General features: G+C 61.7%; 21 protein-coding genes and 1 tRNA gene. 16 read left to right on the top strand and 6 right to left on the bottom strand.

Translation table 11 applies throughout. From position 1 onward, the window contains the following. Positions 1-11 precede the first annotated feature (11 nt). A complete protein-coding gene (locus V8359_RS06920) occupies positions 12-464 on the bottom strand; it encodes a c-type cytochrome (RefSeq protein ID WP_336428039.1) in 453 nt (150 codons plus the stop codon). Between the two features lie 122 nt (positions 465-586). On the opposite strand from V8359_RS06920, the gene V8359_RS06915 reads away from it, so the two are divergent. Continuing rightward, positions 587-802: a DUF1858 domain-containing protein gene (locus tag V8359_RS06915; protein ID WP_336428038.1), complete on the top strand. Its 216-nt coding sequence runs from the start codon at positions 587-589 to the stop codon at positions 800-802. A gap of 21 nt (positions 803-823) precedes the next feature. Here V8359_RS06915 and V8359_RS06910 read toward each other — a convergent pair whose 3' ends face one another. After that, on the bottom strand, positions 824-1,540 hold the full coding sequence (locus V8359_RS06910; protein WP_336428037.1) for a Crp/Fnr family transcriptional regulator: 717 nt from the start codon (positions 1,538-1,540) through the stop codon (positions 824-826). Positions 1,541-1,698: 158 nt separating this feature from the next. Between V8359_RS06910 and V8359_RS06905 the strand changes: the two genes are divergently transcribed. From V8359_RS06905 to V8359_RS06885, 5 genes are all read left to right on the top strand, one after another. Then, positions 1,699-2,130, top strand: coding sequence for a pseudoazurin (locus V8359_RS06905; protein ID WP_336428036.1), 432 nt, complete (start codon positions 1,699-1,701; stop codon positions 2,128-2,130). A 68-nt stretch (positions 2,131-2,198) separates the two neighbouring features. Continuing rightward, on the top strand, positions 2,199-3,422 hold the full coding sequence (gene nirK, locus V8359_RS06900; RefSeq protein WP_336428035.1) for a copper-containing nitrite reductase: 1,224 nt from the start codon (positions 2,199-2,201) through the stop codon (positions 3,420-3,422). Between the two features lie 21 nt (positions 3,423-3,443). Beyond that, entirely contained in the window at positions 3,444-4,193 is a 750-nt protein-coding gene (locus V8359_RS06895) for a formylglycine-generating enzyme family protein (RefSeq protein WP_336428034.1), read from the top strand. Positions 4,194-4,393: 200 nt separating this feature from the next. Beyond that, the gene (locus V8359_RS06890; RefSeq protein WP_336428033.1) at positions 4,394-4,987 is read left to right on the top strand and encodes a toxin-activating lysine-acyltransferase; all 594 of its coding nucleotides are present in this window, start codon (positions 4,394-4,396) and stop codon (positions 4,985-4,987) included. 3 nt (positions 4,988-4,990) lie between these two features. Further along, positions 4,991-5,956 (top strand): Hint domain-containing protein, encoded by a 966-nt coding sequence (locus V8359_RS06885; RefSeq protein WP_336428032.1) that lies wholly within the window; start codon positions 4,991-4,993, stop codon positions 5,954-5,956. Between the two features lie 121 nt (positions 5,957-6,077). Here the strand turns inward: V8359_RS06885 and V8359_RS06880 are convergent, their stop codons facing one another. Beyond that, entirely contained in the window at positions 6,078-7,019 is a 942-nt protein-coding gene (locus tag V8359_RS06880; RefSeq protein ID WP_336428031.1) for a Hint domain-containing protein, read from the bottom strand. Between the two features lie 309 nt (positions 7,020-7,328). On the opposite strand from V8359_RS06880, the gene V8359_RS06875 reads away from it, so the two are divergent. The 6 genes from V8359_RS06875 (at position 7,329) to rfbA (ending at position 12,467) form a co-directional block, all read left to right on the top strand. Continuing rightward, positions 7,329-8,165, top strand: coding sequence for an FAS1-like dehydratase domain-containing protein (locus V8359_RS06875; protein ID WP_336428030.1), 837 nt, complete (start codon positions 7,329-7,331; stop codon positions 8,163-8,165). Between the two features lie 100 nt (positions 8,166-8,265). Next, entirely contained in the window at positions 8,266-8,877 is a 612-nt protein-coding gene (gene cobO, locus V8359_RS06870; protein WP_336428029.1) for a cob(I)yrinic acid a,c-diamide adenosyltransferase, read from the top strand. Positions 8,878-8,981: 104 nt separating this feature from the next. Then, a complete protein-coding gene (gene rfbC, locus V8359_RS06865) occupies positions 8,982-9,551 on the top strand; it encodes a dTDP-4-dehydrorhamnose 3,5-epimerase (protein WP_336428028.1) in 570 nt (189 codons plus the stop codon). Continuing rightward, on the top strand, positions 9,548-10,585 hold the full coding sequence (gene rfbB, locus V8359_RS06860) for a dTDP-glucose 4,6-dehydratase (protein WP_336428027.1): 1,038 nt from the start codon (positions 9,548-9,550) through the stop codon (positions 10,583-10,585). The genes rfbC and rfbB overlap by 4 nt, the downstream gene beginning before the upstream one ends. A gap of 12 nt (positions 10,586-10,597) precedes the next feature. Continuing rightward, positions 10,598-11,452 (top strand): dTDP-4-dehydrorhamnose reductase, encoded by an 855-nt coding sequence (gene rfbD, locus V8359_RS06855; RefSeq protein WP_336428026.1) that lies wholly within the window; start codon positions 10,598-10,600, stop codon positions 11,450-11,452. A gap of 139 nt (positions 11,453-11,591) precedes the next feature. Beyond that, positions 11,592-12,467: a glucose-1-phosphate thymidylyltransferase RfbA gene (gene rfbA, locus V8359_RS06850; RefSeq protein WP_336428025.1), complete on the top strand. Its 876-nt coding sequence runs from the start codon at positions 11,592-11,594 to the stop codon at positions 12,465-12,467. Between the two features lie 25 nt (positions 12,468-12,492). Here the strand turns inward: rfbA and V8359_RS06845 are convergent. Beyond that, a tRNA-Leu gene (locus V8359_RS06845) sits at positions 12,493-12,576 on the bottom strand. A gap of 146 nt (positions 12,577-12,722) precedes the next feature. On the opposite strand from V8359_RS06845, the gene V8359_RS06840 reads away from it, so the two are divergent. Then, positions 12,723-13,220: a Hint domain-containing protein gene (locus tag V8359_RS06840; protein WP_336428024.1), complete on the top strand. Its 498-nt coding sequence runs from the start codon at positions 12,723-12,725 to the stop codon at positions 13,218-13,220. Positions 13,221-13,238: 18 nt separating this feature from the next. Here V8359_RS06840 and V8359_RS06835 read toward each other — a convergent pair whose 3' ends face one another. Continuing rightward, positions 13,239-14,795 carry an NAD(P)H-hydrate dehydratase gene (locus V8359_RS06835; protein WP_336428023.1) on the bottom strand — a complete coding sequence of 519 codons (1,557 nt, stop codon included), beginning with the start codon at positions 14,793-14,795 and terminating at the stop codon, positions 13,239-13,241. Between the two features lie 170 nt (positions 14,796-14,965). On the opposite strand from V8359_RS06835, the gene V8359_RS06830 reads away from it, so the two are divergent. The 3 genes from V8359_RS06830 (at position 14,966) to V8359_RS06820 (ending at position 17,783) form a co-directional block, all read left to right on the top strand. Next, positions 14,966-15,304: a P-II family nitrogen regulator gene (locus V8359_RS06830; protein ID WP_336428022.1), complete on the top strand. Its 339-nt coding sequence runs from the start codon at positions 14,966-14,968 to the stop codon at positions 15,302-15,304. Between the two features lie 107 nt (positions 15,305-15,411). Beyond that, positions 15,412-16,818, top strand: a complete 1,407-nt coding sequence (glnA, locus tag V8359_RS06825) for a type I glutamate--ammonia ligase (protein WP_336428021.1) — start codon at positions 15,412-15,414, stop codon at positions 16,816-16,818. A gap of 140 nt (positions 16,819-16,958) precedes the next feature. After that, positions 16,959-17,783 (top strand): lytic murein transglycosylase, encoded by an 825-nt coding sequence (locus V8359_RS06820; protein WP_336428020.1) that lies wholly within the window; start codon positions 16,959-16,961, stop codon positions 17,781-17,783. Between the two features lie 24 nt (positions 17,784-17,807). On the opposite strand, the gene V8359_RS06815 is transcribed toward V8359_RS06820, so the two are convergent. Continuing rightward, on the bottom strand, positions 17,808-18,428 hold the full coding sequence (locus V8359_RS06815) for an SH3 domain-containing protein (RefSeq protein ID WP_336428019.1): 621 nt from the start codon (positions 18,426-18,428) through the stop codon (positions 17,808-17,810). Between the last annotated feature and the right edge of the window lie 131 nt (positions 18,429-18,559).

Below are 18,559 nucleotides of genomic sequence, written 5' to 3'. Positions count from 1 at the left end.
TTATGGTCTCCTTATCCGGCATCGGTGGGCGGCCAGCCCTGCGTGTCGGTCTGATCGGCCCAGCGCAGGAACTCGGCCAGTCCGCGCATCTCTTCTTCGGTGATCTCGAAATGAGGCATCTGGCGGCGCCCTTCGATGCCGCTTGGCTGAGCGTTCATCCAACTGTCGAGAATTTCATAGGCGCCTTCGGGATCGTCCTGCACGCCCCATCGGGTCATCACATTGCCGACTTCGGGCGCGAAATAGGCCCCCTCGCCGTGAAGCGAATGGCAGTTGATGCAGGAATGACGCTCCCACACATGTTTTCCGAGGACCACCGCCTCGGAGAGCTCCATGCCAGCGGTCGAGGTGGTCACGACATAGCGGTGGCTGTGAACGGTCATCGCCACGAAAACGACGACGAAAAAGATCGATCCGCCGTAGAACACGTTGCGCGCCCGCGATTTGGTCAGAATTTCAGCCATGTTGCGGCCTCCTTGAACTCGGGATGGCCAGTGCTAACGCGGTCCGCAGTGGCGAAGTTTGCGCCAGCGCAACCTTTGGCGGGGTTCGTCTGTCTAGGGTGGTCGGGGAAAGGAGCGCCGCCATGCGTCAGCCTCGCATAGATGATCCCGATATGCCTCTGTCCGAGCTGATGACGCTTTGGCCGCAGACAATACCTGTGTTCATGCGTCACCGAATGCTATGTGTGGGATGCCTCGTGGGGCCGTTCCACACGGTCACGGATGCCTGTGCCGAATATCATCTGGACGAAGAGCAATTTCTCGATGAATTGCGCCGGGCATTGGCCGGGAATGGATGACCCTTGTTCAGGGGCGGGGCGTTAGCCCTGACTCAGAAGCATCAGGGCATGTGGATCGAGCACCACGATCCGTTTGCGCCTGCTCCGCACGAGACCTTGTTTTTCCCACCCGCTGAGAAGTCTGCTCGCGGTGTGGAGAGTCGTGGCGGTCAGTTCCGACAAATCCTGCCGGGTGATCGGGAAATCAATCTCGATGCCGTCGCTCACCTTGCGCCCGGTTTGATTTATGAGGCGCAGAAGCGCGTTGGCGACGCGTTGTTCGACCTGCTGAGTCGCCAGTTCGACGATGCGGTTGTTCATCTCACCGACACGGTGGCCGAGTGTCTTGTAGGTTTCGGTGGCAAAACTTTCGTATTCGGTGACGAACGTATCCCAAAGCCGGGTCGGCCAGCTTAGCGCGATGGCGTCCGAGGCGGTCATGGCGGTGGCGGGATAAGTGTCACGCCCGAGCGCGCGGGCAATGCCCAGAAGCTGACCTGAAGGGATGTGCAGCGCGGTGACCTGTTCGCCCAGAGGCGTGATGCGGATCACCCGCACATACCCATCAAGCAGCATGTAGAACCGTTCGGCCGGATCGCCTTCGTTGAAGATGGCGGTTCCGGCCTCATAGCGCCGGGATGTTGCCTGATCGAGAATCGTGCGGATGCTCCGTCGCTCCAGCCGGGCAAAGGGCGGGAGATGCGTCAAAAGGCTTTCATCGAGCCGGGGGAGGGTCTTGCCGTGGGCATCGGGTTTCATGCCACCTCTTTGCCATATGCGCGGGCGTGATGCCAGTTGCATACGGGTCGCCGGCGCCCCCGATGAGAAATCGCGCCAAAGCTTGCGCCTGCGCAAACTTCGTGTCGGCCGGATCACTAATATTGGACCCAAGCGATCAATCAGAAAAGGACGAAAAGATGATCAAGACATTCCTAACCGGCCTCGCGCTTGCCTCGGTGATGAGCGCAGGTGCTTTCGCAGAAACGTTCGAGGTTCAGATGCTCAACAAGGGGAGCGATGGCGAACGCATGGTCTTTGAACCGGCCTTCGTGCAGGCCGCCCCCGGCGACACGATCAAGTTTCTCGCCACTGACCGGGGCCACAACGCCGAAATCGTCAAGGGCATGATCCCCGAGGGGGCCGAAGGCTTTGCCGGCAAAATCAACGAGGAGATCGAGATCACTCTCGATTCCGAAGGGGTCTATGGGGTGATGTGCAAGCCGCACTTCGCGATGGGCATGGTGATGACCATTGCCGTCGGAGACGCCGAGGCGCCCGAGGATTTCCTTGAAGGCCGCTTGCCGCGCAAGGCCAAGGAGCGGTTCGAGGCGCAAGTCGGCAATCTTTGATCCACACGCCATCACCCGGGCGGGCGGGCCAAGTCCCGCCGCCCGGTTTAAAATCCGAGGAGGAAAAAATGACCAAGTTCATTAACCCAGGTCTGATGAAAACCAACCGCCGCAATGTCCTTCGGGGCTCGTTCCTTGCGGGGGCGGCCGCGATGAGCGGTCTGGGCGCGATGGCCGCGTCGCGGACGCATGTGCCGATGCCCCGAAAGGCCGATGCCGCGTCTGCCAAGCTTTACAAGGCGGCAGGCGAGGTAAAGGCCGAAAGCACGGCGAAACCCGCCGATCTGTCGGGCTATACCCGCGTCAAGCAAGAGCTTGTTGCGCCCCCCTTCGCCCCCCCGCATGAACAGGTGGCGACCGGCGGTCCGAAGCTTATCGAGATCACGATGGACACGACCGAACGCCTGATGGTGGTCGACGAGGATACCGGCGCATCTGTCTGGGCGCTGACCTATAACGGGTCTGTTCCCGGTCCGCTGATCATCTGCCACGAAGGCGACATGATCGAGCTGACGCTGCGCAATCCCGAAGACAGCATGATGGAGCACAATATCGACTTCCACGCATCCACCGGTGCACTGGGCGGTGGTGGTCTCACCCATGTCTATCCGGGCGAGGAATGTGTCCTGCGCTGGAAGGCGACGAAGCCGGGATGCTTTACCTATCACTGTGCGCCGGGTGGGGCCATGATCCCGTATCACGTGACCCACGGCATGAACGGCGCGGTGATGGTGCTTCCGCGTGACGGGCTGAAGGACGGAAACGGCAATCCGCTCAAGTATGACAAGATCGCCTATATCGGTGAGCAGGATTACTACCTGCCGCGCGATGAGAATGGTGATTACAAGTTCTATGAGGCGGCGGGCGACGACTATGCCGACAGCCTTGATGCGATGCGGACCCTGACGCCGACCCATTCGGTGTTCAACGGCGCGGTCGGGGCCCTGACCGGAGAAGGCGCGCTACATTTCAACGTGGGTGAAACGGTTCTGATGATCCACAATCAGGCCAACCGCGACACCCGTCCGCACCTTATCGGCGGGCACGGAGATTATGTCTGGGAGACATCCTTTTCCGACGCGCCGCATACCGGGATGGAGACCTGGTTCGTGCGGGGCGGATGTGCGGCGGCGGCGATGTACACCTTCGAGCAGCCGGGCGTCTATGCCTATGTGAACCACAACCTGATCGAAGCGGCTCTGCTGGGTGCCACGGCGCATTTCATCGTCAAGGGTGAGTGGGACAACAACCTGATGGAACAGGTGGTCGCGCCACGGCCCTTCGCAACCTGACCCCAAAGAGGAGACCAAGCCATGGCCGCCGCCGCCCTGAAACCCGCACTGTCATCCGTGTCCCTTCGGCTGGCAGCGGTTCTCGGGTTGGCGGCGGTCATCGGACTCGCGCTTTTGGGGCGCGGGTCCGAGCCTGAATTGGCGCAGATGCCCGAGATGGCGCACAGCCCGGTCGCGATGCCGGGCGGTGCGCTTTTCTATGCGCAAAAGTATGAGGTTTCGCTGGCGGATTGGGCGGCCTGCGTTGGGGAAGGGGCCTGCGCGCTCGATCTGCGGGCGCGAGCGGATCAGGCCCCGGAGGCGACACCCGCGACCGGCCTGAGCCATGTCGATGCGGGTGAGTTTGTGGCGTGGATAAGCGCGGCCACTGGTCATCCATTCCGTCTTCCGACGGTGGCCGAATGGTCGCAGATGGCGCGCGGGGTCGTGGCCGAAACGGCCGATCCGATCTTTACCGATCCGTCGCTTACATGGGCGTCGGCCTACCTGACCGAAGGGTTGGGGGCGCGCGCGCTCAGGCCTCGGGGCAGTTTCTCGGTCTCGGGCGAAGGCGTGGCCGATCTCGACGGGAGCGTCTGGGAATGGACACAGGATTGCTATGCGGGTTCGGGCGACGGCACGGACCCGGCGCGGTGCCCCGCCTATTTCGTCGCCGGAGAGCATATTGCCGCGATGTCTTATCTTGTCCGTGACCCTGCGCGCGGCGGCTGTGCGGTGGGGACACCGCCCGCCCATCTGGGCCTAAGGCTTGTTTCGGATAGTCCGTTCTGAGGGATGCGGCGCGGTCGCGATGTGCGACCTGCAAACGCCGCCCTTTGCACCCCTAGGCCCGCTTCTGTGTCGGTTTGACAACCCAGGGGCGCAAGATATGCGGACCTGTTCAATTTTCTCTGACCGGATTGAAAACTATGTTACGGTGACAAAAAAATCGCCGGGCCTATTTGGGTGTGGACGATATAATGAGGCAGAAATTGAGCATCGCAGCGCAGCAGGACAAGTTCTTGCGCGTTTCGCTTCGGCACTTATCGGCCCTTCGAGACGCGCAAGATGGATCAACCGTTCCGTTCCCGGAGGGGTGGTTTGACCTGCCCGAACGGCAGTTGGCCGATCTGGGGGCGATGGTCTTTCTCACGTCTGTGTCCAAGTTCCACAGGCAGCGGCCATTGGCACAGGTCTTTGCGAGCCTCGAGCCCCCGCTGCGCCTTGGGCAATACCGGATATTCCGAACTGACGGGCATCCGCGCGCCTTCGTGACATGGGCCGGCCTTGACCATGCGGCCGAACGGCGGTTTGGGGTCGATCATGTGCCTCTTCGCAAGGAACAGTGGAATTCCGGGCCATCGCTTTGGGTGGTCGATCTGGCGGCGCCCTTTGGTCACATAGATCAGGTCATTTCCATGCTGGCGGCGAACCGGCAGACCAACCGCGTGCGCACGCTCTGGCACAACAAGCTGGGCACGCGGGCGCGGGTGATCGAATGGACTCGGCAAAACCCCGACAGTGAAATTTCGGTCGCCTCCTATGGCGAAGGGCAGTTCGCGAAGCTGCTTGCGCAAGAGGTGTGAGCGATGGGCACCCCGACCATAGGCGGCGATCTGACCGGGACGATCGACGAGGGCGATACCAGCCTCACTGGTGATTTTGATGATGTCGGCCTGTTGACCGGTAATGATGATGACATCTTCACTGTCACGGCGACGGGAACCTATGGAACCGCCACGATCAATGCGTCCACCGGCCAATGGACCTATACGCTTGACAATAGCGACCCCGCCGTAAGCGGGCTTGGCCCCGGAGAGACACTGACGGATATCTTTACCGTCAACATGCTCGATACCGCCGGGACGGGTGCCGGGCAGTCGGATACAGCCGATGTGACGATCACGATCAACGGCGTGGTTTGTTTTGTTGCGGGCACCCTGATCGAAACGCCCGACGGCCCCCGCCCGATCGAGGCTTTGCAAGCGGGCGACATGGTCCTGACGCTGGATCACGGGCCACAGCCTATCCGCTGGATTGGTCGGCGCGACATACCCCGCTCCGAGCGGAGCGCCAACCCCAAGCTACACCCGGTGCGCATCATGGCAGGACATCTGGGCGAGGGCCTCCCGACGCGCGATTTGCTGGTGTCACGGCAGCATCGCATTCTTTTATGCTCGCGGATCGCTGAGCGGATGTTCGGAACGCCCGAAGTGCTGATCCCGGCGATCAAGCTGTCTCGGCTTCCGGGGGTCTTCGTCGATGAGAGTGTCGAGGAGGTGGCGTATTTTCACCTGTTGTTTGACCGCCACGAAGTGATCTTTGCCGAAGGGGCCATGGCCGAGAGCCTGTTTGCCGGCCCCGAGGCGCTCAAGGTGATAAGTGCTGCGGCGCGCACGGAAATCCTGTCGCTCCTGCCCGAGGTTGCCGCGCTTGACCATGCTCCGGTTCCAAGCCGGGCGATTCCGCCCGAAAAACTGCAAAAGCAACTGATCGACCGGCATATGAGAAACGACAAAAGCCTTGTGAGCCGCGAGAGTGCGATCTCTTTGTGATCGCTGGCGCTATGGCACGCCGGTCCGGGGGGCCAACGGTTGGCGTGCGTGGTTATTTGCGCGCCAGGTGGGCGTTGGTGCGGGTTGCTTGGCAGTCAACGGCACGTGGGTCCGAAACGCTTCAGCCTGACATGGTAAGGGCATTCGCATCCCTTCGATGAGCGAGGTTGCGAGAGTGCCGCCAATCGCCAAGCGGTGGCCTGTTGTTTTTCACGTGACGCTGAATCAGTTTTTTCAGCTTTTTCCCCGAGGCAAATGGTCGGGCAGGTTTCATATCCGCGATGTTCGCATCGCCAAATGTCGACTTGAATTCGATATACTCCTCCCGGCTCAGGTCTTTTCGCACATTGCGCCCAAGATACAGGCTTTCGGTCGGCAATCGGTTCGCAAGGACAAGTGCGTGATGGTCGAAAAGCAGGTGAATATATTCAACCGGGCCTGTGACGTCTTCTCGTTCGATGCCTTGGAACCCTATGAGTTGTGCTGCGGGTGAGAGCACCTCTGAAACGCCATACATGCGAAAAATCACCCTTGAGCATAACAATATCCGATGTTGAGGCGAGACACGGAGGGGATTGTCGGGAAATCCCGGGCCGAATGCGCCCGCAGGGATGACAATTGGTGCGTGTCGCGGATGTGCCACCAAGTGGTCCCGCGACATCTTGCGCCGCCTGACCCAAGCCAACCTGACAGGTCCGCGATCAACAGTGTCGATCAGGTCACCCGGCCGGAGCCATTCAACAGGGCGCTGCCCGCTTGGCGTCGAAATCCGGGTGCCGGGAAGAAAGCAGGGTGGACCCAAATCCTTGAGCAGGAGCGGCCCTTGCGTGGTTACAAATGTTGAGGAAACGAATTCGCCCGGCTCGAGAACCTGACCATCTGTCGGCGTGAAAATGGCGCTATTGTCACTCAGGTAGAGGGTTGTGCCGGAATATGTGATGTCGCCTTGGCCGGCCACGTTGATTGTCACGGTGTCGCTCGGCCAGGATGCGGTTACATCAAGACCGTTCGCTGCGTCTTGATCGAATTCATCAATATCCCCATCGTCATTCTGATCGGTCAACGTGTGTTTCGTTACGTTGACCGCGGTTCCGGCTGGGGGCGGGTTGGCTGGATCGAACGAAAAAAACTGGTCTGTTACATGAGTCGGCATGGGCAGGCTCGCGGCATTTTTGATGGGTCGCGCCGACATGCCCTGAAGTTTCTTTAGTCTGCTTTAATTTCTGGAAAAAGATGGGTCGAATTTTAAAACTTTTCGTCTTTAACCTGAGACATCAGCGCAGGGCGAAACGCTTGGGTGAATAACGTATCTGTTCAATCCGGGCGGGGCGGCGGAGAGTGAGCCGGTCTTTTGCCGCAAGGGGATGTCACCATGTCAAATTCCATCAATCTCGAGGGCTGGATCGGACGGTCGCAGGTGATGACGGAGGTCTTGCGCCCACAGCCCGCGCGGTTCCTTCAGGCCACGCTCGACTGGGAGCCGGACCTGTCCGACGGTGACGCCCTGCCGCCGCTCTGGCACTGGCTTTATTTCCTCGAGGCGGCGAAGGCGCGCGATCTCGGACGGGACGCGCACCCCAAGAAAGGCGGCTTCCTGCCTCCGGTGCCGTTGCCGCGCCGGATGTGGGCGGGGGGGCGGTTCAGCTTTGACCGCCCGCTTGTCCTTGGACGCGAGACGCAGAAGCGCTCAACGATCACGGCAATCTCGGAGAAAGAGGGTAGCACCGGGCCGCTTTGTTTCGTGACGGTGCGGCACGTGTTGTTCCAAGGGGGTTTGGACCTTCTGACCGAGGAGCACGACATCGTCTATCGCGACGACCCCGCACCCGGCATGCCCGCGCCCACGCCATGTCAGGCCCCCCAAGGGGCCGAGTTCGCGCGCGAGATCACCCCCGATGAGGCGCTGCTGTTTCGCTATTCGGCGCTGACCTTCAATGGCCACAGGATTCACTATGATGCCGATTATGCCCGCGACGTCGAAGGCTATGAGGGGCTGGTGTTTCATGGGCCTCTGACCGCGACGTTGCTGCTTGATCTGGCGATGACACAGACCCGAGACATGCCACGGCGGTTTACCTTCCGGGGCCTGGCGCCGATCGCGGGGCTCCGCCCGTTTCTGATCGAGGGCCGTCGGGAGGGCGCGGCGATCACGCTTTGGGCGCGGCGCGCGGACGGGGCCTTGGCGATGACCGCCGAAGCCGTGTTCTGAGGGCGCACGCGTCGGGGCCGGACAAAGGGTGTCGGAAACCGGCTGCATGCGGCGGCGCAATCTGTATAGATGGCCCAGACACCAAGCAGGAGTGACCGCCATGGAAGACGACGAAAACGCCCGCCACACCGAGAAGATGCGCAAGATCAAGGCGGTACGCGACAAGCTCATGGCCACCAAGACCGAGGAAAAGGGCCTGATCATGGTCCATACCGGCAATGGCAAGGGCAAGTCGTCGTCGGGGTTCGGGATGATCATGCGCTGTATCGGGCATGGCATCCCCTGTGCCGTGGTGCAGTTCATCAAGGGCAACTGGGAGACAGGCGAAAAGACCTTTCTGCGCGACCGGTTCAGCGAGGAATGCCGGTTTTTCGTCTCGGGCGAGGGGTTCACATGGGAGACACAGGACCGAGAGCGCGACATCGCGGCGGCGCAAAACGGATGGAAGATCGCCAGGGAGCAGATCCTCGATCCCGAAATCCGGTTTGTCCTGCTGGACGAGATTAATATCGCACTGCGCTACGATTACCTTGATATCGACGAGGTGGTCGATTTCCTGCTGACCGAGAAACCGCATATGACCCATGTCTGCCTGACCGGGCGCAGCGCCAAGCCCGAATTGATCGAGGCGGCGGACCTCGTGACAGAGATGTCGCTGCTCAAACATCCGTTCAAGGATGGCGTCAAGGCGCAGGAGGGCGTGGAATTCTGACGGCTGTTCAGCCTTCGTAGAGAATTTGCAGCTAAGTTGTGACAGACCCGCGCCGAATTGCTAAGCCGGGTGTAAAGCAACGGAGAGGGGCTGACGGCAACCCGATGCAGATCGAACGAACGGCGCTTGACGGCGTGCTTATTCTCACACCCGCGCGGCATGGCGATGCGCGCGGCTTTTTCAGCGAAAGCTGGAACCGTGCGACACTGGCCGCGCACGGGATCGAAATCGACTTTGTGCAGGACAATCATTCGCTCTCGGGGCGGGTGGGCACGATACGCGGCCTGCATTTTCAGACGCCTCCACATCCGCAGGCCAAGCTGGTTCGGTGCGGGCGCGGCGCGCTTTTCGATGTGGCGGTCGACATCCGCAAAGGCAGCCCGACCTTCGGCCAATGGGTGGGCGCCGAGCTCAGCTTTGAGAACGGTCGACAGCTGCTGGTGCCGGTCGGGTTCGCGCATGGGTTCGTGACGCGCCTGCCGGAGACTGAGATCATCTATAAATGCTCGACCCCCTATGCGCCGGAATGCGACCGGGCAATCGCGTTCGACGACCCGGATATCGGCGTGGATTGGGGGGTGGCCCGGTCCGACGCGCATCTATCCGAAAAGGACGCGACGGCCCCGCGCCTGCGCGAGTGCGGCACGCCCTTTGCCTTTGGGGACGCGCCATGAAGCTTCTGGTGACCGGCGGGGCGGGTTTTATCGGGTCCGCGGTCGTGCGGCTGGCCATCGCGCGGGGGCATGAGGTCATCAATCTCGATGCGCTGACCTATGCCGCCTGCCTTGCCAACGTGGCCAGTGTTGCGGACCATCCGGGCTATGTGTTTGAGCATGCGGATATTCGCGACGCCGCTGCCATGGACAGGATACTTGCCAAGCATCGGCCTGATGCGATTCTGCACCTTGCCGCCGAAAGCCACGTTGACCGCTCCATCGACGCGCCGGGTGTGTTCATCGAAACCAACGTGACGGGCACCTACACCCTTCTTCAGGCCGCGCGCCGCTACTGGGAGGGGGCGGGGCGCCCAGAGGGTTTTCGCTTTCATCATGTCTCAACCGATGAGGTGTTCGGCAGCTTGGGCCAAACCGGCCAATTCACCGAAGACACGCCCTATGCGCCCAACAGCCCCTATTCCGCCTCGAAGGCGGCGAGCGATCATCTCGTCCGTGCATGGGGCGAAACATTCGGCCTGCCCATTCTGATGACCAACTGCTCGAACAATTACGGGCCCTATCATTTCCCAGAGAAGCTGATCCCGGTGGTGATCCTCAACGCGCTCGCCGGTCGGCCCATCCCGGTTTATGGTGACGGGTCGAATGTGCGCGATTGGCTATATGTCGAGGATCACGCCGACGCGCTTCTGACGGTGCTGGACCGTGGAACGGTGGGACGCAGCTATAATATCGGTGGCGAGAACGAGTTGAGCAATCTTGAGCTGGTGCGCCGCCTCTGCGCCATACTGGACGAGCTGCGCCCCGAAACCGCGCCGCATGACAGGCTGATCACCTTTGTGACCGACCGGCCCGGCCATGATGCACGGTATGCCATTGATCCCGCGCGCATGCGCTCCGAACTTGGTTGGCGACCCTCGGTGACGGTGGATGAGGGTCTGCGCCGCACGGTGGCGTGGTATCTCGCGCATGAAGACTGGTGGCGCGCGCTTCAGGATCGCGATGGGGTCGGGGACCGGTTGGGCAAGGCATGAGGTGAGCATGGTATGACATTTCTGGTCTTTGGCAGCACCGGACAGGTGGCCCTCGAATTGCAGCGGTGCGGCGGGGTGACCGCACTCAGCCGCGCGGTAGTCGACCTGACCGATCTCGCGGCGGTTCGCGCGGCGATCAGGGCGCACGCGCCGCGTGCGGTGATCAACGCCGCCGCCTATACCGCCGTGGACCGCGCCGAGGAGGAGGAAACCCTCGCCCATGCGGTGAATGCCGAGGCCCCGGGCGCGATGGCCGAAACCTGTGCGGCGCAGGGCATTCCCTTTGTCCATGTCTCGACCGACTATGTCTTTGACGGCAGTGGTGAGACCGCGTGGCGCGAAACCGATGAAACCAGCCCGCTTGGCGCTTATGGACGCACAAAACTGGCGGGTGAAAACGCGGTGCGCGCGGCAGGGGGCCGGCATGCGATCCTGCGCACGGCATGGGTGTTTTCGGCCCATGGCGGCAACTTCGTCAAGACGATGCTCAGATTATCGGACACGCGCGACACGTTGAATGTCGTGGCGGATCAATGGGGCTGTCCGACACCCGCCGACGATATTGCCCGCGCGCTTGTGACCATGGCCGAAGCAATGGCCGCGGGTCACGCCGGGGGCACATATCATTTCGCCGGCGCCCCGCCGATCAACTGGGCCGGGTTCGCCCGCGAGATATTCGACCGCGCGGGTCGCACGATGCTGGTGTATGACATTCCAACCACCGACTACCCGACCCCCGCCAGACGCCCGGCCAATTCGCGGCTTGACTGTGCGGCGATCGAACGGGATTTCGGGGTGCAGCGGCCTGACTGGCGTGCCGGCCTCGATCGTGTTCTGTCCGAACTGGCGGAGGGGGTGACGGGATGATGAAAAACGTCCTGTGGCGCGGCGCCCGTGACTTTTCCACCCAAACGGCTGCGAAACCATGCAAGGGTCTGTTAACCCGTTTCGGAGATACCCGAACGGGACCATTCCGATCCTAATCGACCAAAGGACCAAGGCGCATATGACCAAACGCAAGGGTATCATCCTCGCCGGGGGCACCGGATCGCGGCTTTTCCCGATCACCGCGGCGGTGTCCAAACAGCTCATGCCGATCTATGACAAGCCGATGATCTATTTTCCGCTGTCGGTCCTGATGCTGGCCGGGCTGCGCGACATCGCGATCATCACGACCCCCGAAGATCAGGATCAGTTTCGCCGCCTTCTTGGCGACGGATCGCAATGGGGCCTGTCGCTAAGCTATATCGAACAGCCTGCGCCAGAGGGGCTGGCACAGGCCTATCTGCTGACCGAGGAGTTCCTTGATGGTTGCCCGTCGGCGATGGTGCTGGGTGACAACATCTTCTTCGGTCACGGTCTGCCGCTCCTGCTCAAGTCCGCGTTGGCACAGGAGGAGGGCGGCACCGTTTTTGGCTACCGGGTGTCCGATCCGCAACGGTACGGGGTCGTGGCGATGGACGGGGACGGCACTGTCACCGATATCATCGAAAAACCTGCTGATCCGCCGTCGAACTATGCCGTGACGGGCCTTTATTTCCTTGATGCGACCGCGCCTGAGCGGGCGCGTGCGATCACCCCTTCGGCCCGAGGCGAACTTGAGATCACGACGCTGCTTCAAAGTTATCTGAGGGATGGCACGCTGAGCGTTCAGCAGATGGGGCGTGGCTATGCCTGGCTTGATACCGGGACACATGCGAGCCTTCTGGATGCCGGCAATTTCGTGCGGACCTTGCAATCGCGACAGGGCCTTCAGGCCGGGTGCCCCGAAGAGATCGCCTATGAACAGGGCTGGATCGACGATGCCGCTCTCAGGGCGCTGGCCGAGACATATTCCAAGACCGAATACGGCACATATCTTGGGCGATTGCTGCGCGAATAAAGCATTTCGCGAAACGCTTTAATCATGGTGCGGGTGAAGGGACTCGAACCCCCACGCCAAAGGCGCCAGAACCTAAATCTGGTGCGTCTACCAATTCCGCCACACCCGCATCCGGGCGGGTCTTTAGCAAGGCACGCGGCGGGATGCGAGCGAAAATGAGACAGCTGCGCATCAAACTATGAAAATAAGGCGACATTTACCGTGAATTAAGCTATTATCGGCTTAATAACGAGCAGACAAAACGAAAGAGACGCCATGAAACCGAACACGGTCAGGCGCTCGCATGGTCAGGCCCATGCCGACGCTTCCGAAATCACGGGTGGTGTGCCCGCCGGGTCCATCATCCTCACCATGTCGGGCGAAAGCCCCGTCGAACATGTTATGGCCGGGGACCGCGTGATCACGCGCGATGCCGGGGCCGCCGTCGTGCGCAATGTGCTGCGGCGCAAGGTGACATGCCGCGCGGTCAAGATCCTTGCCGGAAGCTTGGGCGACACGCGCCCCGATTGCGATGTCATCCTCCCCGAGGAACAGCCGGTCCTTGTGCGCGACTGGCGCGCCAAGGCACTTTTCGGCCTGCGCGAGGCGACGGTGCGCGCCGGTGCGCTTGTTGACGGGGAATACATCACCGCGCTGGGCGAGGTCGAGCTTGAGGTGATCCTTTTGGTCTTCGACGAGGCGCATGTGCTTTACGTCGACGGGCTTGAAGTGGCCGGTCATGTGATGGGAGAGGCGGCCCGGGCCGCAGCCTGAAACGGTTCGCCCGGCGCGTCAAAGCGCCAGGTCGCGGAACACCTTTGGCACCTGTTCGGGCAGATCCTCGGCAATCAGGCCGGGGCCAAAGGACAGCGCACATTCCACATGCAGCCACGCGCCGGTTTCCGCCGCCTGCATCGGTGCAATCCCACGCGCCAGCAGGCCGGTGATGAACCCCGACAGCACATCGCCCGACCCGGCCGTGGCCAGCCACGGCGCCGCGCGGTCATACTGTGCCGAATTGATGCTGCACCGCCCGTCGGGCGCGGCGATCACCGTGTCGGGCCCCTTGAACAGAACCACGCACCCCGCCCGCTGCGCCGCCTCTCGCGTTGCGTCCACCTTGGAATAGGCCGGGCCTTTGGTGGGCGCGGCAGTGAGTTTCCCGGCGATGTCGGGGAACAACCGTGCGAACTCGCCCGCATGGGGTGTGAGCACACACGCCTCATGCAGCATACCGAACAACCCTTCCGGCTCCTCGGCATAAGCCGTCAGCGCATCGGCATCCAGAACCACGGAGGGTGTGTGCTCTGCACCCAACGCCTCAGGCACCAATGCGCGCGCCCGGTCAAGGCCAAGCCCGGGCCCGAGGGCAAGGGCATTGATCCTGTCGTCCCCAAGCACCTCGCGCAGAGCCTCGCCGTCCTCCACCCGCTTGAGCATAAGCGCGGTAATCTGGCATGCCACCTCCATTTGCGCCGATCCCGGCACGCCCACCGTCACCAGACCCGCGCCCACCCTCAGCGCCCCAAGCGCTGAGAGCCGCGCCGCGCCGGTTGTGACCGCGCCGCCCGAAAGAATAAGGGCGTGGCCGTGGGCGTATTTGTGCGCGTCCGCTTTCTTTGCCAAATGGTGTGTTTCGGCAACCGCCAGCGTGACGGGGGTGTGTTCTGCCGCGTGCGGCGTTCCCGAGCCGTGTTCAAGGCCGATAGATTTGACCACCAACCGGCCGCAGCGCGCCGGCCCCCGGTCAAGATAGTGACCGAGTTTGGCCCGATGGAAACTGACGGTAAGGTCCGCGGTGGCGAATGCGCCAAGGTGCTTGCCGCTATCCGAACAGAGCCCCGAGGGCAGGTCGATCGCGACAACTTTTGTGCCCACCCCCTCGCGCAAGCTGTTCACGTCCTGAAGGATTTGTGCCAAATCGCCTTCAACAGGCCGCCCGAGCCCGGTTCCGAATAGGCCATCCACAAGAATATCCGGCCTTGTGAGGTCACTGAGCGCACTCGGCATGGACATGTCCTTGGTGTGTCCCAGCGTCGCCCAGCGCTCATAATTCGTTCTGGCGTCGGGCGGCAATTTCTCGGGATCGCCATACAGCAGCAGGTCAACATCCCAGCCCCACTCCGTGAGTAGCCTGGCCACGACAAACCCGTCGCCGCCATTGTTGCCGGGACCACAGAGCACCACCGCGCGCTGCGGGGTGCGGATCAAATCCGGCCATTCCTCGAATACCGCCTCGACCACACCGCGCCCGGCGCGCTCCATCAGTTCAAGCCCGGTCACCGCGCCCGACTCGATGGCGGCGGTCTTGATGGCGCTCATTTGCGCGGCGGTCAGCAGTTCGGTCATCGTGGTGGCCTCGGCGGATTCATTAATGCTCAATAATTGCGCAACATGATTAAATTTTATGCATATGCCGGTGCAGCTATGCGGACCCGCATTCGGGTAAACCCTATACGATTGTGCCCCTCGCCGGGAAGTGGTCGAAAACGCCCAACACCCTCGGACAGGAGCCCGTCATGAAAAAGATCGAAGCCATCATCAAGCCCTTCAAACTCGACGAAGTGAAAGAAGCGTTGCAGGACGTGGGCGTTCAGGGCCTCAGTGTCATCGAGGTCAAGGGTTTCGGCCGTCAGAAGGGCCACACCGAGCTTTACCGCGGCGCCGAATACGTTGTCGATTTCCTACCCAAGGTGAAAATCGACGTGGTGCTTGACGATGATCAGGTCGATGCCGCGATCGAGGCCATCTCGGAGGCTGCCAAGACCGACAAGATCGGCGATGGCAAGATTTTCGTCAGCCCGGTCGAGCAGGCGGTCCGCATCCGCACCGGGGAAACCGGCTCGGACGCGCTTTGACATCATCACATGACCGGTCCCGGGCCTGACCTCGGGGCTTCAGAGATCAACCAAGTGACCCCGGACCAAGATCCGGGGCGCGACACAAAGAACGAAGGATTTTAATCATGAGCGCACAAGACTTGCTCAAGACCCTTGAAGACGAAGACATCGCCTATGTTGACGTCCGTTTCACCGACCCGCGCGGCAAGCTTCAGCACGTGACGCTGATGGCCGATCAGGTCGATGATGATTTCCTCGAAGAGGGCTTCATGTTCGACGGATCAAGCATCGCCGGCTGGAAGTCGATCGAAGCCTCGGACATGAAGCTGATGGTCGATACCGCCAGCGCCTATGTCGATCCCTTCTATGCCGAGAAAACGCTTTGCGTGCATTGCACGGTGGTCGAGCCCGATACCGGCGAACCCTATGACCGCGATCCGCGCGGCACCGCCGAGAAGGCCGAGGCATATCTCAAGTCCTCGGGCATCGGTGACGATTTCTTCGTGGGCCCCGAGGCGGAATTCTTCATCTTCGACGATGTACGTTTCTCGAACTCGATCAACAAGGTCTCGTATGAGGTCGATGCGCAGGACGCGTCTTGGAACACCGATACCGAGTATGAAATGGGCAACATGGGCCACCGTCCGGGGGTCAAGGGCGGCTATTTCCCCGTGAACCCCATTGACGACGGTCAGGACATCCGCTCGGAGATGCTCAGCACGATGAAGCGTCTCGGGATGAAGGTGGACAAGCACCACCACGAGGTCGCCTCGTGTCAGCACGAGCTTGGCCTGATCTTCGACACTCTGACCAAGCAGGCCGACGAGCTTCAGAAATACAAGTATGTGATCCACAACGTGGCCCATGCATACGGCAAATCCGCGACCTTCATGCCCAAGCCGATCTATGGCGACAACGGCACCGGCATGCATGTCAATATGTCGATCTGGAAAGACGGCAAGCCGCTTTTCGCCGGTGACAAGTATGCGGATCTGAGCCAAGAGGCGCTGTGGTTCATCGGTGGCATCCTCAAGCACGCGAAAACGCTCAATGCCTTCACCAACCCCTCGACCAACAGCTACAAGCGGCTGATTCCCGGTTTTGAGGCGCCTGTGCTGCGCGCTTATTCTGCGCGTAACCGTTCGGGCTGTGTGCGTATTCCGTGGACCGAAAGCCCCAAAGCCAAGCGCGTCGAGGCGCGGTTCCCCGATCCCGCCGCGAACCCCTATCTGGCGTTCTCGGCCCTGCTGATGGCCGGCCTTGACGGTATCAAGTCCAAGGTCGACCCCGGTGAGGCGATGGACAAGAACCTTTACGACCTGCCTGCCGAAGAGCTTGAGGGTATTCCGACGGTCTGCGGCTCGCTTCGCGAGGCGATGGAAGCACTGGCGGCCGATCACGAATTCCTGCTTGCGGGCGACGTGTTCACCAAGGATCAGATCGCCGGTTACATCGCGCTCAAGATGGAAGAGATCGAGCTTTATGAACACACGCCGCACCCCGTTGAGTTCGGCATGTATTACAGCTGCTGATCCGGTTCGGATCACGATAAGAAAGGGCGCCTTCCGGGGCGCCCTTTTCGGTTTGCGTCCGGTCTTGAAGCGCACTTTGCAGGATCGGACGGCTTCGCTACACTGTCTTTTGTGTTGATGTTGTCAGACCGGATATTGCCATGCCCCGTTATCCCCTTGCCGCACTCGCCACGCTGATCTCGGGCCTGCTCCTCGCGCAGCCTCTTGCGGCCCAATGCATTACTTCCAAGGGCGCGTTCGGTCAGTACAAACAAACCCTGCAACAGCGCGCCGCCGCGTCGGGCATCGGAAAGCGGGGTCAGCAGGCGCTGGCCCGTGCATCGCTTTCGGGCATCACGTGGCGGTTCGAGTCCAGCCCCTCAAGCCAGACGGGCGTGTCCCAAGGTGATCCTGCGCGTTTTCTGGCCAAACGCTCGGGCAGTTCGGCGCAACGCTTCATCTCTCAGACTCGCGCGCGCATCGGGCGCAACCGAAACACATTCGCCGCCACCGAGCGCAATTACGACGTCCCCGCCAGCATCCTCGCGACGATCTGGGGCCTTGAGACAAGCTGGGGCGGATACCTCGGCGGCACACCCATCGTCAGCGGTGCGGTAACGCTCTCATCCTATTGCCGCCGATATCCCCGGTTCGAACCGCATGCCATCGCGGCACTGCGCCTTGTGGATCGGGGCGTCATCTCGGCAGGCACGCGCGGGGGGCCGTCGGGGGAATTGGGACATATGCAGTTTCTTGCCGGAAATTGGGAGCAATACGGCGTTGATGCCGATGGCAACGGGCGCGCCGATCCTTATAGCGCGGTGGACGCGCTCGCCTCGGCGGCCAACATGCTGCGCCGCAACGGTTGGAGACCGGGGAAGCCTTTTGGGCCGGGCACGCGCAATTTCCGGGTTTTGTCAGTCTGGAACGACAGCGGCAACTATCAGCGCGCCATCGCATATGCCGCGGAGCGGATCGGGCGATAACCCCGTCCCGCCCGCAGAGCGGTATCAGCTACAGCTTTCGTAGACGCCCGTCACACCCCCCTGTGGCGCACAGATGATGCCGCCCCACACATATCCGGTATCCCCGTTCTCTTCGCGGATGAAGAACCATGGATAGCCATCCAGCATGACGCCCGTGTTCTCCTCAAGCGTGATCGGCGCGCCCTGCGAGATTGAGCCGACCCGTGCGTTCTCGGTGCCCGGCCCGCTTCGGATGTTGCCACCAAGCGCCATGGCGGGCGCCGGCAGGGGGCTCCCGGCGGCATCCTGCGTCGCCTCGCCCATGCCGTCCTCGCCGCCGGCATCATAGACGACACAGGTGGATTCAAGGTCGTTGTCGGTCAGGGTGGCGACGTCGCCCTTGCCCCGAAACTCAAGCCCTTCGCCGGTATAGCCGAAGCCGGAGGCCGTGACGGCCCGGTCAAGTACAATGTCACCGCTGCGCCCGCCAAGGCCGCCGCTCAGCACATAGACCGCAATCGCTGTGTCGGGTGTCTCGGGCGAGATATAGACGCTATAGGCCCCATCTCCGAGTGCTGTGCATCTGAACTCGACTGTCTCGGATGCGGACGCGGCCCCGGCGGTCAACCCACAAGCGACAACAAGATGAGATAGGCGAAATGTCATGAAGCGTCTCCGGCCGTGGCGATCTCATGATGCGTCAGTCATTTGGATTTGACCAGCCCCGAGCGCGGCGGCGCAGTTGACGGCCGGGGGCGGGGCCTTGGTTTGGGCGTGCCGGGATGCGGCTATATGGC

Source organism: Roseovarius sp. E0-M6, from assembly GCF_037083845.1.
In the GTDB taxonomy this organism is placed as follows: domain Bacteria; phylum Pseudomonadota; class Alphaproteobacteria; order Rhodobacterales; family Rhodobacteraceae; genus Roseovarius.
The sequence above is the reverse complement of the archived record's forward strand: the minus strand, read 5'-3'. Positions and strand labels throughout refer to the sequence as shown.